Genomic DNA, 15237 nt, shown 5'->3' on the forward strand with positions numbered 1-15237 from the left:
TAGGAAGGAGGTAATGAAATGGAAGGTTTTAAAGTTAATGAAATCCCGAAACTGATGGTATCCCTAATCATTGTTTTCATAGTAGTCGCCATCGGTAGTGTGGCCACCTCCCCCCAAATACCAGTCTGGTACGCTACCCTGGCCCGACCCGCCTGGGCACCACCAAACTGGCTTTTCCCAGTGGTATGGACTATCCTGTATATCCTGATAGGCATATCCCTGTTTCTGGTGTGGAGGAAAAGCCTCGAAAGTAAACAGGCCCTGGTGGTCTTCGCAGTGCAACTGGGTTTGAACCTGTTGTGGTCCCTGGTATTTTTCGGCCTTCATTCGATAGTCGGTGGCCTGGTAATTATACTAATGCTGTGGATGGCCATATTAGCAAACATCATAGTATTCTACCGTATTTCCAGGTGGGCGGGTTTGATCCTTCTACCCTACCTGGTGTGGGTGAGTATAGCCAGTTATCTGAACTACTCCATTTACCTGCTGAACTGAAAGTGGTTACTGTGGTTCAGGGAGGGATAAATGAATTTAGGCCCTTAAGTAGCATCCCTGATTGCAGCTTTTAACTAAAAATGATTTCGACTTATTTTTTTACAATTAAGCCATGGTAAGAGTGTACAATTTAAAAAAAATAATTAATTAAAAAAAAAGAATGAGTGGATGGTTTTATTTAGCAGCCCCATCTCGGCAGTAGTATCCCACTGGTTCACCCTTCACTAAATCGTTTTCCTTGAAAATTGGGCATTCTGCGCACTGGCATTCTTCATGGAAGTACAGATCGGTGCAGGTTGCTTTTCCAGTTGCGCAGTAGACTCCGGGCACATCATCGGGTCCAATTATGGTGGCGATATCCACATCTTCCGCCATCATCTCCTGGATCTTTTTCATTTTTCCCTTCACACAGTCACTGGTGCCCTGCACGGGACAAGTGGTGCACAGACATTTTGCCACATTCTCGGCATTAAACTCTATTTTTCCCATAAATAACTCCCCCTACTCATCATCTTTTCATAAAATAATGAGCATAAAAAAACTGATCTCTTCATAATATAGTTGTATTTATTGGGAGAAATATCTTTGCCTGAGAATTTACACCATAATTTGTAACTATTTATCCTTTAAGGGAGTGTTTAATTATGAATGTAGAGGTATGGCTTAAATAGTATTTATTCAATTTTTTTCACGGATACGAAGTTCCAGAGTTGATCCCAGTCTCCCCCTACCAATATTACACTCCAGAAGTAGGGGAAAAACTCCAGGTAGTTGTTATTTCTGGTGGCGGTTACTGTCCATTGGCCACTGCCTACTTTATACTTGATTATGCCCTGGTAGATGCTCACATCTTCCGGTGTGGTGGTGTTGGTATAATACAGGAATACATCCCCTTCCACGGTGATAAGAACTGCATCAAAGCTTCTTTCCAGGGACAATGTCCTAATCCCGGGGGTTTGTTGAAGCAGATAATTATCAATAAATAAAGCTTCTTCAGGTAATTCTGTTTCTCCATTTAAAACTATTTCGGTGGCTAGAGCCTGCTCCACAGCTATATCCGAGGGCGTGAAAATATAAGTAAAAAAAATAGGCGGTAAAAATACAGTAATCAAAATTAAGGGCATAATCAGAACTAAAATTATCTTTTTATCCATCATCTTCACCGGAACTTGAACCTAAGGGTCTATGGACACCATCCGATGTGAACTCCTTAACTTTACCCATAATTTTAGGGTCTGAATTCCTGCGGAGGCACAGGAGTCTGTCCCGGGAGGGTTAGGTCCCCAAGGGTATAATTATAGGTCCACTAAAACTTTTTCACCTTCAACCTTAACGGGATGGGTCTTCAATGGCCGGGGAGATTTAAATAATTTACCAAGGGACTTCTTTATTCCAGTGAAATCTGTCCAGCGAATCACATGGCCATCAGCAAGATCAAACTGGCTATGATGTCGGGGACAGGTCACTACCGTTCCATCCAGGGTGCCCTGGGATAAATTACCACCCATATGGGGGCAGCGGTTATCTGCACTGTAATAATTATCACCGCTTCTGGCTAAAAGGATTTCATGCCCATTCACCCTGGCCATTTTCATAGTACCGTCTCTTAACTCCTCAGTTGTGGCTACTTCTACAAAACTCATTTTTTTCCCATCCTCTAACTGGTGTATTTATTATGGATTTTATATCAGAATTTTTTTTCGAATAAAAAACAAACCTCATTATCCAGTTAATTCATCACAGGTTAAATTCCCTCGGAAAATTAAAATACTTTCCATTATAAAGATATTAACACCAATTGTCAAGGGAGGTGAAAAAAATGGTCGATATCAAAGAGATCAAACACGTAAGAACCGCCCCTTTCACCCTGATGAACGCTTCCATACAAGCAATATTCGCATTTATAGCAGCGATACTATTCGTCATCGCCTTCGGACTAGTAGCAGCTTTCATACCAGGACTAAGCGCATTAGGAGGATTTTTAGCTTTAATAGGAGTAGCCGTGATAATCCTTGCCCCTTTAACCTCATTCTTCCTGAACATCATGGGGAGCTTTGTTCTAGCCTTACTGTACAATCTGGTGGCACCCCGAGTAGGTGGGGTTAAACTGGGACTCGAAGGTAGTGACCTTAAAACTATTCCCGTGGTCCCCCTTTCCCTAATCATGGCCTGCATCTCGACAATAATCGCCTTCATCGTTGGCTTGTATCTCGCTTTAGCATTCACACCCATTTTCTCACTTATTAGCACGGCAACTCCAGCTATCGCCAGTGCAATCGCCAATGCCACCAACGCCACTAACATGACCATACCAACCGGTGCAGCCATAGGAGCAGCGGGATGGATATTTGCACTGGTCACCATAATACTGGTACCAATCGTGACCTTCATATCCTCATTCATTAGCTTCGCACTGTTCGCCATATTCTACAACGCCTTAGCACCAAGAGTCGGCGCCCTAAAACTGGACTTTGCATCCGTAGCCGGAAATATCTTCGAACTAATCAACATACCCGCGGTACCCGCCGCACTGATCATGGCCGTGGTCTTCGCTATCTTCGGACTTATCAGGGGAATCTTCAGTCTGATCGGATTTAGCATGGCCGGTGACGCAGTCGGTGGAGTGGTGAGTCTGGTAACCACCACCATCGGCTACCTGGTGATGTACTTCATCATGGTGCTACTGGTGGCCATCTTCTACAACTTGCTACAACCCAGAATCGGCGGAATCAAAGTGGAACTGGAATAAAAATCTAATATTTCCCTTTTTTTTTATTTTATTCATAAAAATTTCTAATGGAAGATAGATCCTCCTATGGAAAACTCTATTTTTGTAAATTCCTTTTTAACCCCTCTTGGATGGGTTTGAGGATGTAAACACTTATCTATTTATATTGATGGGTCCTGTACCCCCAGATTTTAGGTCGATAAATTCTAGTGCATGAAGGCGTATACTGATATTTACCGTGAATATTGGTTTTTGGAGAAAAAATTTATATTATAAACTATAATTTATTTAATGGGGGGGAATAAGAAAATCTTATTTTTTTCTGATTTTTTATTCACTCTAAAAACCAAAAAGAGGTGAATATATGTCAACTATAGGCAAAACCTTATTAATTTTCGCTATATTGGTAGCGACTGTAGGAGCCACGGCTGCTGCAAATGGGGGTGTAACTCCTGTATGGATATCTGTTAATGGCGGAGATCCCGTGTATTTTGTGCAACACGGAAACGGAGCATGGAGTGCAGATGTCACGGGTTATAGTGATGTAGCATATGCCAGGGTAAGGTTAAGTGACGGTAGCTATCAATATTGGAACGGTAAAAACGGAGCCGAATACGCTGACATTCCCTACGGCTACAACGCTGCTACCTGGCACTGGGTCTACACTAAAAGTGGAGTGCTAACCATCAGCCATGTAACTGGCAAATGCTGGTGCCCACCACCATGCTGCTAATAGTTTCTTTTAGAAATTGAAGGTCTTAACCTTCTATTTTTCTTTATTTTTCAAAAAGCAACCCCTAGAATTAGGACCTTTTTTTTTAATGAAACATTCAAATAATTTTACCGGAGATGGATTATTTATGACCGCACCCTTTGAAGTTTTAACGCCACTGGCCCAGGAGTTTGTGGGCCTGTTGCTTGGATTTGATTTTACGTCGGCTACCGCTAGATTTGATGAGGAGATGAAAGCGGCCTTAAGTGAAACACAATTGAAGGAGTCCTGGATGAATTTGATTACAGAAGCCGGGGTTCTGCTGCAAATGGATACCGAACGCACCCAGGAAGTGGAAAATTACCGGATCGTAGTGCTGAGATGCCATTTCCAGCGAGCCATAATTGATGTGCAGGTGGTGTTCAATGACCAGGAACAGATCAGTGGTTTAAACTTCATCCCCACCCAGATGGAGTATCATCCACCGGCTTATGTAAACGAGGCTGCCTTTCAGGAAGTGGAGGTGATGGTGGGGGAGGGATTATGGGCCCTGCCTGGGACCTTAACTTTGCCGGATGGTCCCTCCCCTTTCCCGGGAGTGGTTCTGGTGCATGGTTCCGGCCCCAATGACCGGGATGAGACCATTGGGCCCAACAAAACCTTCCGGGATCTGGCCTGGGGTTTAGCATCACAGGGGGTTGCGGTTTTAAGGTATGATAAACGCACCTTCACCCATGCCGGAGAGTTAACTCCCGAACTGGTGGAGAAGATGACGGTTAAAGAGGAGGTCCTGGACGATGCCCTCCTGGCCATTGGACTCCTGCGGCAAAGGGATGAAATTGATTCTGAACGTGTTTTCATGCTGGGTCATAGCCTGGGTGCTACCCTGGCTCCCCGTCTGGGAGAGATGGATCCAGAACTGGCGGGGATCATAATCATGGCCGGGATAACCCGCTCCCTGGAGGAGACGATCCTGGACCAGTACACCTACCTTTATAATTTATCTGGGAATATAACCGACCAGCAGAAGGCGGAACTGGAAGATTTGAAGGTGAAGGTGGATAGATTGAAGGACCCCGAGATTTTAGAGCATATTTCACGGGAGGACTTACCGCTAGGGGTGCCGGTGGCTTACTGGCGGGATCTACATGAACACGACCCGGTAGATGCGGTTAAAACATTGAAAATACCGACACTGGTTCTCCAGGGGGGACGTGATTACCAAGTGTTGGCCACGGTGGACTTCCAGGGCTGGAAGGATGCCCTTAAACACAGAGACAATGCTACTTTACGATTATTCCCGGAGTTGAACCATCTATTCATAGCAGGGGAAGGTAAATCAACTCCCCAGGAGTACCTGGTGGAAGGCCATGTCCAGGAGGAGGTCGTGGATACCATCGCCCAGTGGATAAAGGGTTAAATTAGAATCCAATAAAAGGTTAAATTTAGAATGCAGCCTTGGAGTTCCTGCTCACATTAAGTAAAAAATCAGATCCAGCTCTTATTTTATAGTTCTTTTGGATTCTGTGATGAGGATTATCCCGATTCCCAGGGAAATAAATCCTCCAGGTAAAAATTTATTTAAAAATAAGCTACTGGTTAGGATTATAACACCTAACAGGCAGAATATAACTCCAAAAGCCAATTTTAACCCATCATTCATTAATGTATATTCTTAAGATAATTCTATTTCTAACTTTCCCTGCATCAAAGGATCTGTTTTTGATGGTGTAAACTATCGATATGTTTATATATTCATATCGCATAATTACAGAATGTTCTATTGGACATATCTACCGTCCTGAATTTGGAAGATAGGGGGACTCTTAAAAAAATAGGCTTTTAAGGGGTAAACATTTTTTCTAATTTTATTCCCCCTAAACCTCCTTAAAATCCAGCACGTTTCTTTTTTACTTAAATAAGATGTTTAAATTTTTTAAACTACAGATGAATCCCATGAGATGGGCAAAAAAAATAATAGATGGGCTTTATTTGATTCTACAAATAATAGAAATAGAATCTTAAACTATTCACACCCTTTTTTTATTAAAATAATTCCAATCATTAGTTAGGAAATTAAATAACTCCTAATGAATATAGTATCCACTAAGATTATCAATCAAAGCTTGGCCCGATAATGTGTGTCTAATTCACTTAACAGAAATTTATTTTTAGTTTTACGAAAAAGGGGAAGAATCTTGGAGAGATGTTGTCATGAAAATGTTAGTGGTTTTTTATTCAAGAACCGGAAATACGCGGAAGGTTGCTGAAGAACTTGAAAAGGTTCTCGAATGTGATATGGAAGAAATTATTGACACCAAAAACAGATCAGGTTCTTTAGGATACTTGAGATCTGGAAGAGATGCCATGAATAGGAAATTAACAGTTCTCCAGGATGTAATCAATGATCCTTCCAGCTATGATCTGATAGTTATAGGCACACCTCTCTGGGCCGGGCATGTATCCACTCCAGTCAGGACTTATATGCACCAGAACCAGGCCAGCTTCAAAAATGTTGCCTTCTTTTGCACGGCCGGTGGTATGGGATTTGAAGGAACATTCAAGGATATGAAAGAACTATCTGGAAAAACTCCACTGGCAACTCTAGGTTTGAGAGAAAAGGAACTTAAAAGTGCAAGTTACAAATCCAAGGTAGCTGAATTTGCTCAAGAAATCCAGATGAAGTAACTCTCAAATACTTCATTTTTCTAAGGTAGCGTAGAATCCATCAGTATCAGCATACACCACTCTGAAGCCCTGTTTTTCCGCCTTTTCCATGGTCTTTTTCAAGAAATCTCGCCCCCAGGCGGTGATGGCCTCCGAGGCCTCTATACTGTACCAGCGGTAGGTGCTGTGGTTGAACAGTCCATAGATGGCGCTGATAAATGTCTTAAGTGCCCTTTGTCTGAAATCCAGGATCTGGTGTTGGTTAGGATCCGTAGTTCTTTTTATCTGGGCTTTGATCCGTATCCGGTCCTTTAGAATCTGGGCCGTGACTTGGGGGATTAATCCGAGTGGTTCCTTTCGGAATCGGTATCCAAATTCCGGTGCCACATGGCAATCTTCATTTTCATCCTGGGTTAAGGTGTCCGGGGAGATGTTCTTGGCTATTATGATGCTGGGATACAGGCTGCGGAAGTCGAAGTAGAAAATATTCTCATGCAAGCCGGGAACTGGCTCTTCCACGTAGCCCCCCACCACATCCCGCAGGTAGGTTCCGAATTTGTTGGGCACCACGTAGCCGTACTGGTAGGCCTTCCTCATTAACAGGTACTCCACCTGGAATCCGCTGCCCCGCCGGGTCACATCAAACAGGGACTGGCCCACCAGCCGGGCCATTTCTATAACCAGGGGCAGCATCTTCTCTCCGATGTGATTGATGGCCCGGGTGTCTTCCAGGCAATACCTTATGAGTTTCTCATCACCCCCATAGGTGCGTAGCTGATCCAGGGAGATGTCCATCTTCTCCTTTCGATAAAGCTCCCGGTAGACACGCTGGAGGGTGTGTTCCGTTAAACGGAGGTGACGACGCGTCACACGGTAAAGATCAATATGGGCCCGTCCCTTGATGGCCGCCGATTTTTTAGGGAGGGTCCTGAACTTAAGTGGGGAGCCATCCACCCCCAGGTTAAGGGAGACGCCTAAGAGATCCGCCCGGCCCTGCAGGTAGGGGAAGTCGTACTTGTCACTGTTGTAACCGGTGATGATATCCGGATTCAGGGATTTAAGGGTATCTACAAACTTTTTCAGTAGTTCCTTCTCATTGGCCACGGTCTTTACCAACTCCGATGAGGACCGGGTGGTGGAGAACACTTTCTGGTAGCCCTGGTTACTGGAAAAGCCAATTAAGAGGATGGGATCAGTTCTCACCCGGGGTCTCTCCTGGGCGGTTTCGATCTTAAAACTCAGGATGTTAAGCCCGGGTGAAGGGGATTCAACTGGCCGGGGATCTTCCTGTAGTTCCATTAGACAGGTTTCATTGTTCTTCAATACTTTCCCCTGCACCTCTACCTCCGATAAGGGGTATAGGTCTTTGTCGATGAGGTATCTCTGGGGGAAGGGGATATCATATTCCCGTACCGTCCTGACAGATTCCAACTTCTCCAGTTCCTTTTTTAAGGGGAGTATCTCCCGGGGATGGTTGAGGGTTACCTTCAGGAAGTCTTTTAATTTCCCATCGTTATCTTTCAGGTGTCGGGTTTCTATTTTCTGAACATCAAATGGAGCCAGTTCCTCTCTACAAGTCCCCAGGTCCTGGGAGAGTAGGTAAAGGTAGGGCTGGAAGTTCGGATCCCAGGCGATGATGGACTTATCTTCCTCAATGATCTTCCCGAATAAACGTATAACTGGCCGTCCATATCGGGTGACGTAGTCCACATCCAGCAGTACCAATTTTTTAGTTTCCACGAGGACCTATCCTTTAAACTCTTTCTTCTTCATCCTCTTTTCTTCAAGGGCCCGGGTGAATGCCTGGTTGGCCTCCTCAACTATCTCCATGAGGTGTTTGTATTTCAGCTCCGGGTTTATCACCGGGACCTGCAGGTCAACCCTCTGCATGTCGCTGGTGTAGGCGGACCTCCCTTTTTTGTACTTCTTATCCAGGGTGGACAGGTAGTGATAGGAAAAATCAGGCACGTTCTCTCTATCAAAAAGGTTCTCCAGCTCCTCGGTGATGTTATTAACCACCCCCAGGGCCAGGTTCAGGTCGGTCATGTTTACCGGTTTTCCCTTTCCCACCTCCCGGAAGTCCAGCTGGTATAAACCATCCAGGTACTCCTTAATGTCCCCGTGCCATTTATGGAAATCAGCACTGGGAAACACCAGTAGGTCTTTACTTTTCAAAAACAACTGGGGTTGGTATAAGAGTATCCTCCTCTGGTCCATGATGCCGTAGCTGTAACGCATTATCTATCAAAACCGTCACAGGATAATAGGTTAAAATGGGAAGCCTCCCTGCTAGGGATGAGCTCCCTTTCAGCTACTGGCTTCTGGGAACTGGGCATATCCTGGTACAGGTAGGCATCCAGGTAGGATTGTAATGGCTCTTTCTGGAATATCAAATCCATACTCAGATCTATCCGGTGCACACTCTGCATGATCCGGGGCCAGTACCCCATCAACTTCCACTCCTCACTCCGGTCCAGATGCAGATCCACCATGACGATGTAGTCTATCTGCTCTTTTAGGGAGGTGTAAGTCCGGCTGAACTCTTCCCTGGTAAATACAATAACCTCCTCCTCTTCCTGGAAGAGTTCCGGGTGGTAAAGTTCAGCTATCCTCCCCTCCGGCACGCCTTCACTAACTCTCATATTCTACTCCCTCCTCGGTGTATGAACCTAGGTCAGACTATAATCTGAGATTTGTCCTAGAGCATGTGAGAAGTAAAAAAAATTCAGGATTTATCTAAAAAATTTAGAAGAAAATAATGTGTTTTACAATACCCAACCTATGTATTGTGTCTTACAATATGTAATTGAAATCGTAATATTAATCATAGTTATTCCTTTTTACAACATATTTTGTTGCGATGCTTTTTTAAGCACATTTTAAAAAACTAGGACACGACGAAACTCTCATTAACTTGAGATCTTGAAAAAAGTTAGCTACCCCCAGAATGATGAAAAAACCCATAACTCTGGAATCTCCCTTAAAAGGGGAGTGGATGGTCATGAATAGTCCCGGCAGCAAAGTCCCCAGCCACGGCACGGATTATCTGGCACAAACCTATGCCTATGACCTCTTGCAGGTTGATTGGACTCGTAAACCCGTTAGATTCTATAATAAAAGTACTTTGTATTATATATTAGGTAAAGTACATTTAAGGGATTGTTACTGTTACGGGAAGCCTATCTATGCCCCCCTCTCCGGCACGGTGGTGGAAGCTTGGGATGGGTACCCGGAACGGGACCCAGTAAATCCATGGCAGGATATTTCACTCGCCTTTAAGAATGCCTGGTCCTTCGACCCCCAGAAACAGAGCATCCAGGAAGTGGCCGGCAACTACGTTATTATTCAGGGGGATGGGATCTGGGCGGCACTGGTTCACATGAAACAGGGTTCTATCAAAGTAAAGAAGGGAGATGAGATCAAATCAGGAGATTTAATTGGGAATATCGGACATTCCGGTAACTCCACCGCCCCTCACCTTCACTTTCAACTCATGGATGGACCGGACCCCACCACGGCTAAGGGCATCCCCTGCTGTTTTACAGAATATGAACTGTACCAGCACGGCCAGTGGATCAAGGTCGAAAACGGAGTACCCAAAAATAAGGACCGGATCCGCTTTTAAACCGGAATGTCATTGGTAAAATCGAAAGAAGAAATAATTTTTTTCTGGTGATGATTATTATGAGTGAATTTGAGAAATCAGAATGGGCAGAGAAGGAACACGCCCAGGAATTCCTGGAAAATGCCGACATCTACATACTGGAGAGGAAAAGGTTATTCCAGATATTAAAATCCTTCTACCGGCACTTTTTAGGTGAAAAGAATAGAACCAAAGTTCTGGACTTAGGCTGTGGTGACGGAGCACTCACCTGGGAATTATTAAAAGAGGATGACCAGATCCAGGTCACATTAGTGGACGTTCATCAGAGATGCTTAAAAATGCCCGGGAACGTTTAAAATCCTATAATATGCACTTCATTCTTAGAACCTTCCAGGAACTGTTAAAAAATGACGAGGTCCTGTATGATGACTTTGACCTGGTAGTTTCCTCCCTGGCCATCCACCACCTGCACCTGGAAGAAAAAAGATCCCTGTTTGAATACATACATAACCACCTCCAAACTGGGGGATATTTTTTAAACGTAGATACGGTGAAGGCCCCCACCAAAGAACTGGAAAGCTGGTACCGCATATTCTGGAGTGAATGGATACGGGAGAACCAGGAAAAACTGAATATTACCGAAAGATTTGACCATATCCCGGAAGAGTACAAAAATAATCCCGACAACCATCCAGATACCCTTAAAAAACAGTTAGATGCCTTAAAATCGGTGGGATTCCGGCAGGTGGACTGTTACTACAAGTATGGGATCTTTGCCATGTTCGGTGGGAGAAGATAAAGAATATCTAATCAAATTTCTATTTTTATTTACTTGGTTTTAGGGATGAATAAGGGGACCGATTTTTTATATTGTAAGAACTCTTCCCCAAAATTTTCTTCCAGATCCTTCTCTCCTTCTTAGCCACATAATAAAAAGTAACAATGCTTACAACAACCCAGCTAAAAGATAATATGGCAAGGGATGCTATGGATATCCCTATAATAATGAATATGAATCCTAAGTAGGTGGGATTTCTGGTTTTAGAGTATATTCCGGAGGTGACTAGTTTATTTATTCTGAAGGCGTTGCGAATTTCTATTAATGACTTTATTCTAATGATAATACCGATAAAAAGAAATAGTAGGGCTGTTAAATTTACATAAATTGAAGAAGGTAAAACGAGGCCATAATCCCAGCTGTAAGAGATGGTAAATACGCCGGTAACTACTATGAAAATCCACATTATTAACAATCTGCTTCTGGGAGAAGGTGCTCTACTCATTTTTTCATCATCCCATTATTCATAAATCTTTTAATGCCTTTGTATCCTGATTATAATGGGGGTTAGAACGTATGCCCATTCCGCCCAGGTATAGATGAAAAAGGAGAGTATTATGGCCAATATTGATAAGAGGGGTAGGATCAGATTTGATCGGCGTAAAAATTTGATGGTTTTTTCATCCAAATTCTCATCCACCAGTCCCTTTTCAGTGGCGTAATACCAGTTCAAGGAGTACAGTAACCCTATGAGTAACATGTTCAGGTTAAATATCACATTCGAGGTGTAATATTGCCCATAATCTCCAATTAACGATGTTGAAAAGGGTAATAAAGCTACGAATAAGAGCCATATCGTGTTGATGGTGATGAGATTCCGGTCTACCCGTTTAATGTAATGGAACTGCCGATGATTCACCCTCCAGAATAAGGATAAGATCCAGAAACTCAAAGCATATATTCCAATCTTGGGGGCTAGTGTTGCTATTTGTTGTTGAAAGGTAGCTTCAGAGACGTAACCTGAGATAGAGGGGATTCCAATAGTTAAAACGAGTAAGGTCATGGATATGGCAAATATACCATCTACCAGGGTTTCTATACGTCGGGTGGACATCCAACTATCCAAATAATCATAGTCATTATTACTCATCATCATTATGCTTGACTTGAGTTTATTTACACTTTTTTATCTAACGTTGTCCCGCGTCTGGAGTACCATCCGGATCTGGAGAAACAGTTCCTGTTTTTTTCCTGAAACTGAGAATTATACTAGGCGAAAATTAAATGAGTCTCCTTAAAGAAGTATTTTAAAGACATACTCACTACCTAAATAATGGCTTACTATTTGACAAAAGGTATATACCATGGACTTTTTTACACACTTTTTGGTGCCGTTTATAATTTTATTCGCGCTTAAAAGCAAAAATAAACTGGAAGGGGGATTGGGTGGAATTTCTCCTGATCTGGATACCCTCTTCGTAGTCTGGGTTGGGTTTTTAGTTCCCTACTTGTTTGTCTTCACACATCGGGGAATTACCCATTCTTTAGTTTTTGCAGCCATCACTTCCACAGTGTTTTTGTATGTAATATCCCGGAAGAGTATCAATGACTTCGTGTCTAAAATATTAAGGCGTGATTTATCGGTGGAATTCACTTATAAAACCGTGGGAATTGCCTATTTCGGTGCGCTTACTCATCTGTTTTTAGATTTTTTAACCTCCCGGGGCATACCCCTCTTATATCCCTTCACCCTGCAAAGATTCAGCGCGGAGATATACTATTACATTGACCTTACCACCGCGGTTATCGCCCTGGCAGTTCTGTTAATTCTCTACTTAAAGGTGGATATGAAGTACAAGAAAGCGGCCATGGCCATCTTCATGATTATATTAATCTCCTTCGGTGGGATCCGAGCCTATGAAAAAAATGTGGCCCTGGATGATAATCCGGTTAGTGACGACTTTATTTATTCGGCCGCGTACCCTACCATGGACCTGTTCACCTGGACTATCGTTCAAAGTGACCAGTCCAACCAGACCTATTATTCTTTTAATTACAATACCCTGACTAAAGAAAAAGAAGATGCCAAAGTGGTTCAGAGTCTAACGGTAAGTGGGGGCACGGTTTCATCGGCTCAGGAGGCCATAAATAAAGCAGATAAATTTACGGAAGTCCAAAGTTTCAGATGGAATGCCCATTATCCCTGTATTAACGCTAATTTCAATGGAAAAGAATGGACTCTAACCTACTTTGATGTAATGGACGAAGGGTATCGTAGTAATAACCTGACCGTGACTGTCAATTAATTTTTAAGTATTTAAACTATATCACATCACCTTAAAGTTAATCCACATCCCGGCACACCAGAAGATAGAACCATCACCCCCAAATAGGAGACCCGATCATGGCATCGGATATGAAAATAGAGGGAGGGACTTTCAGACTAGTAGTCCAACTAGCTTCAGCACCTAAAACTACTCTTTTCTAACCTCTCCAGTAACAAAGTATATTTACTACTTATTACAATTAATATAACAGGGTGCATAGTTTGAGGAAGTTATTAGCTACATATTGTTGTAGAGTTGTTGATATACTGCCCTCCGAAATTAGAAATAGAAAAAAAATATAAAAAAAGAATAGAAATAGAATCTTAAACTACTGCACCCTCCTTTTTTTGGACAACCTTTAATGGTACCTCATAAAATATTTTTTTTAATCCTTATGTAATGAGGTGAAAATTCCAACTGCGCTTAGAACCGCCAGGGCAATCAGCGCATATCTGAGGCTTAAAATTAGTTGTGGATAATTGGAGGGCATAATTTCCACATCTCCCATAATCGTAGAGATAATTATCATTATGATGCCCATCCCAAATATCTGGCCCATGGACCTCACATCACTCAAGGTGGCGCTGGCAACTCCAAAATACCTTCTATCCACGGCACTAAGGACCACCTTGGTATTGGCTGAATAGAATAAACCTATACCCGCTCCAAAAATAATAAGGGAACAGCCTCCCAAGTACAGAGCATTTTCAAAATTAATCAGGGTCATAAGAGCCACACCAAGGGTGGTTAACACCATCCCCGCGGTGGATACCTTTTCCGGAGCAATTTTATCCGATAACCTCCCCGCAAAAGGAGATACCAGGACCATCACAATGGATTGAACCGAAACTATCAGACCTGCGGTGAGAGGGTCGTAGCCCTTTAAATATTGTAAATACAGGGTTAGGATAAAACCTACCGATACAAATGCTCCGTAATTTATAAAGGCTGTGATATTTCCAAAGGTGAAACTTCTACTACTAAATAAACCTAGATTAATCAAGGGATAACGAACTCTTTTTTCCACCAAATAGAATAAGGAAAGCCCCATTATTCCCGCGATTACCAGGAATAAACTGTAACTATTGGTGAAATCTGAAAAACCATAAATTATAGCTAATAGAGACAGGCCCAGAATAAATGATCCGAGGATATCTAATTTTTCTCCTTCGGCATCTATCCAATCATGTTTAAACCGGGTGATGGCAAAAACTGCTATCAATCCGATGACCGTATCTAAATAAAATAAGGTTCTCCATCCCACCATCTCCGTGATAGCCCCTCCCAGTATGGGTCCGAAGATCAACCCAGCGAAGACACCCATGGATGTTAATCCAAAGGCCCGGCCTCTTTCTTTTTCTGGAAATGCGGATGATATCATGGCATTTAAATTGGCAAATATCATGGCGTTTCCTATAGCTTGCAAAACCCTGAAAGCAAGGAATATCTCACCCGAAGGGGAGAAAGCGGATATGAATGAGCTGATAGTGAAGATGATTAATCCATACTGAAAGATACGCTTCCGCCCATAGATATCCCCAATCCTACCAAAGGGAATGTAAAGGATGGCATTAACCAGCAGATAAACCGTTGAGATCCAGGTTAAAAATACAGCCGACAAATCAAATTCAAAAGCCAGAGCAGGTAAGGCCAGATTAATGGATGATCTAACAAAGGGAGTGAGAAAGGAAACTAAAATTCCCACCAGTAACAAATCTTTTTTAAGTTCCTGATAATCCATTAAAGCACCTAAACCCTGCAATTATCCAATATAACTGGCGCCATCTAATTATCAATAGGCCGGTAACATGTGGTTTTATTTACAATCTATAAATAGTGCTGAGTTCGGTAGAAGGATGTGGATTCACTACACTATCTGATATTTAATTGCCTTCTAAAATGATGGAAACAATTAGATGGATAATT

The 15237-nt window shown here is 42.8% G+C and carries 18 protein-coding genes; 9 read left to right on the top strand and 9 right to left on the bottom strand.

What is annotated here, in order from left to right; genetic code table 11:
* Window positions 1-18 precede the first annotated feature (18 nt).
* Complete coding sequence (locus tag FGU46_RS10370) at window positions 19-495, top strand: TspO/MBR family protein (protein WP_286474935.1); 477 nt, start codon at window positions 19-21, stop codon at window positions 493-495.
* A gap of 174 nt (window positions 496-669) precedes the next feature.
* On the opposite strand, the gene FGU46_RS10375 is transcribed toward FGU46_RS10370, so the two are convergent.
* The 3 genes from FGU46_RS10375 to FGU46_RS10385 all read right to left on the bottom strand — a co-directional run bounded on the left by FGU46_RS10375 (window position 670) and on the right by FGU46_RS10385 (window position 2138).
* Window positions 670-984: a DUF2769 domain-containing protein gene (locus FGU46_RS10375; RefSeq protein ID WP_286474938.1), complete on the bottom strand. Its 315-nt coding sequence runs from the start codon at window positions 982-984 to the stop codon at window positions 670-672.
* Window positions 985-1169: 185 nt separating this feature from the next.
* A complete protein-coding gene (locus FGU46_RS10380) occupies window positions 1170-1652 on the bottom strand; it encodes a hypothetical protein (protein WP_286474940.1) in 483 nt (160 codons plus the stop codon).
* Window positions 1653-1790: 138 nt separating this feature from the next.
* The gene (locus tag FGU46_RS10385) at window positions 1791-2138 is read right to left on the bottom strand and encodes a Rieske (2Fe-2S) protein (RefSeq protein ID WP_286474943.1); all 348 of its coding nucleotides are present in this window, start codon (window positions 2136-2138) and stop codon (window positions 1791-1793) included.
* Window positions 2139-2314: 176 nt separating this feature from the next.
* Here FGU46_RS10385 and FGU46_RS10390 point away from each other — a divergent pair, with 176 nt between their 5' ends.
* From FGU46_RS10390 to FGU46_RS10405, 4 genes are all read left to right on the top strand, one after another.
* On the top strand, window positions 2315-3244 hold the full coding sequence (locus tag FGU46_RS10390; protein WP_286474945.1) for a hypothetical protein: 930 nt from the start codon (window positions 2315-2317) through the stop codon (window positions 3242-3244).
* A 343-nt stretch (window positions 3245-3587) separates the two neighbouring features.
* Entirely contained in the window at window positions 3588-3956 is a 369-nt protein-coding gene (locus FGU46_RS10395) for a hypothetical protein (protein WP_286474947.1), read from the top strand.
* A gap of 127 nt (window positions 3957-4083) precedes the next feature.
* Window positions 4084-5355 (top strand): alpha/beta hydrolase, encoded by a 1272-nt coding sequence (locus tag FGU46_RS10400; RefSeq protein WP_286474949.1) that lies wholly within the window; start codon window positions 4084-4086, stop codon window positions 5353-5355.
* A 794-nt stretch (window positions 5356-6149) separates the two neighbouring features.
* Entirely contained in the window at window positions 6150-6623 is a 474-nt protein-coding gene (locus FGU46_RS10405; protein WP_286474951.1) for a flavodoxin family protein, read from the top strand.
* A 12-nt stretch (window positions 6624-6635) separates the two neighbouring features.
* Here FGU46_RS10405 and FGU46_RS10410 read toward each other — a convergent pair whose 3' ends face one another.
* From FGU46_RS10410 to FGU46_RS10420, 3 genes are read right to left on the bottom strand one after another with little or no spacing between them, the layout of a single operon-like run.
* Window positions 6636-8342 carry a DNA-directed DNA polymerase gene (locus tag FGU46_RS10410; protein WP_286474954.1) on the bottom strand — a complete coding sequence of 569 codons (1707 nt, stop codon included), beginning with the start codon at window positions 8340-8342 and terminating at the stop codon, window positions 6636-6638.
* A gap of 6 nt (window positions 8343-8348) precedes the next feature.
* The gene (locus tag FGU46_RS10415; RefSeq protein ID WP_286474956.1) at window positions 8349-8840 is read right to left on the bottom strand and encodes a hypothetical protein; all 492 of its coding nucleotides are present in this window, start codon (window positions 8838-8840) and stop codon (window positions 8349-8351) included.
* On the bottom strand, window positions 8840-9244 hold the full coding sequence (locus FGU46_RS10420) for a hypothetical protein (RefSeq protein WP_286474960.1): 405 nt from the start codon (window positions 9242-9244) through the stop codon (window positions 8840-8842). The genes FGU46_RS10415 and FGU46_RS10420 overlap by 1 nt, the downstream gene beginning before the upstream one ends.
* A 353-nt stretch (window positions 9245-9597) precedes the next feature.
* Between FGU46_RS10420 and FGU46_RS10425 the strand changes: the two genes are divergently transcribed.
* Genes FGU46_RS10425 through FGU46_RS10435 form a run of 3 tightly spaced genes read left to right on the top strand, consistent with a single transcriptional unit; the run spans window position 9598 to window position 11005 of the window.
* Window positions 9598-10227, top strand: coding sequence for a M23 family metallopeptidase (locus FGU46_RS10425; RefSeq protein ID WP_286474962.1), 630 nt, complete (start codon window positions 9598-9600; stop codon window positions 10225-10227).
* A 59-nt stretch (window positions 10228-10286) separates the two neighbouring features.
* Window positions 10287-10562 (top strand): methyltransferase, encoded by a 276-nt coding sequence (locus tag FGU46_RS10430; RefSeq protein ID WP_286474964.1) that lies wholly within the window; start codon window positions 10287-10289, stop codon window positions 10560-10562.
* A complete protein-coding gene (locus FGU46_RS10435) occupies window positions 10535-11005 on the top strand; it encodes a class I SAM-dependent methyltransferase (RefSeq protein WP_286474965.1) in 471 nt (156 codons plus the stop codon). Before FGU46_RS10430 ends, FGU46_RS10435 begins: the two co-directional genes overlap by 28 nt.
* Window positions 11006-11030: 25 nt before the next feature.
* On the opposite strand, the gene FGU46_RS10440 is transcribed toward FGU46_RS10435, so the two are convergent.
* Both FGU46_RS10440 and FGU46_RS10445 read right to left on the bottom strand, forming a co-directional pair.
* Complete coding sequence (locus FGU46_RS10440; protein WP_286474967.1) at window positions 11031-11489, bottom strand: methyltransferase; 459 nt, start codon at window positions 11487-11489, stop codon at window positions 11031-11033.
* A 30-nt stretch (window positions 11490-11519) separates the two neighbouring features.
* Window positions 11520-12098, bottom strand: a complete 579-nt coding sequence (locus FGU46_RS10445; protein ID WP_286474970.1) for a TMEM175 family protein — start codon at window positions 12096-12098, stop codon at window positions 11520-11522.
* A 250-nt stretch (window positions 12099-12348) separates the two neighbouring features.
* Here FGU46_RS10445 and FGU46_RS10450 point away from each other — a divergent pair, with 250 nt between their 5' ends.
* On the top strand, window positions 12349-13290 hold the full coding sequence (locus FGU46_RS10450; protein WP_286474972.1) for a metal-dependent hydrolase: 942 nt from the start codon (window positions 12349-12351) through the stop codon (window positions 13288-13290).
* A 406-nt stretch (window positions 13291-13696) separates the two neighbouring features.
* Here the strand turns inward: FGU46_RS10450 and FGU46_RS10455 are convergent, their stop codons facing one another.
* Complete coding sequence (locus tag FGU46_RS10455) at window positions 13697-15052, bottom strand: MFS transporter (protein ID WP_286474974.1); 1356 nt, start codon at window positions 15050-15052, stop codon at window positions 13697-13699.
* Between the last annotated feature and the right edge of the window lie 185 nt (window positions 15053-15237).

The organism is Methanobacterium sp. CWC-01 (assembly GCF_030323845.1).
Taxonomy (GTDB): Archaea; Methanobacteriota; Methanobacteria; order Methanobacteriales; family Methanobacteriaceae; genus Methanobacterium; species Methanobacterium aridiramus.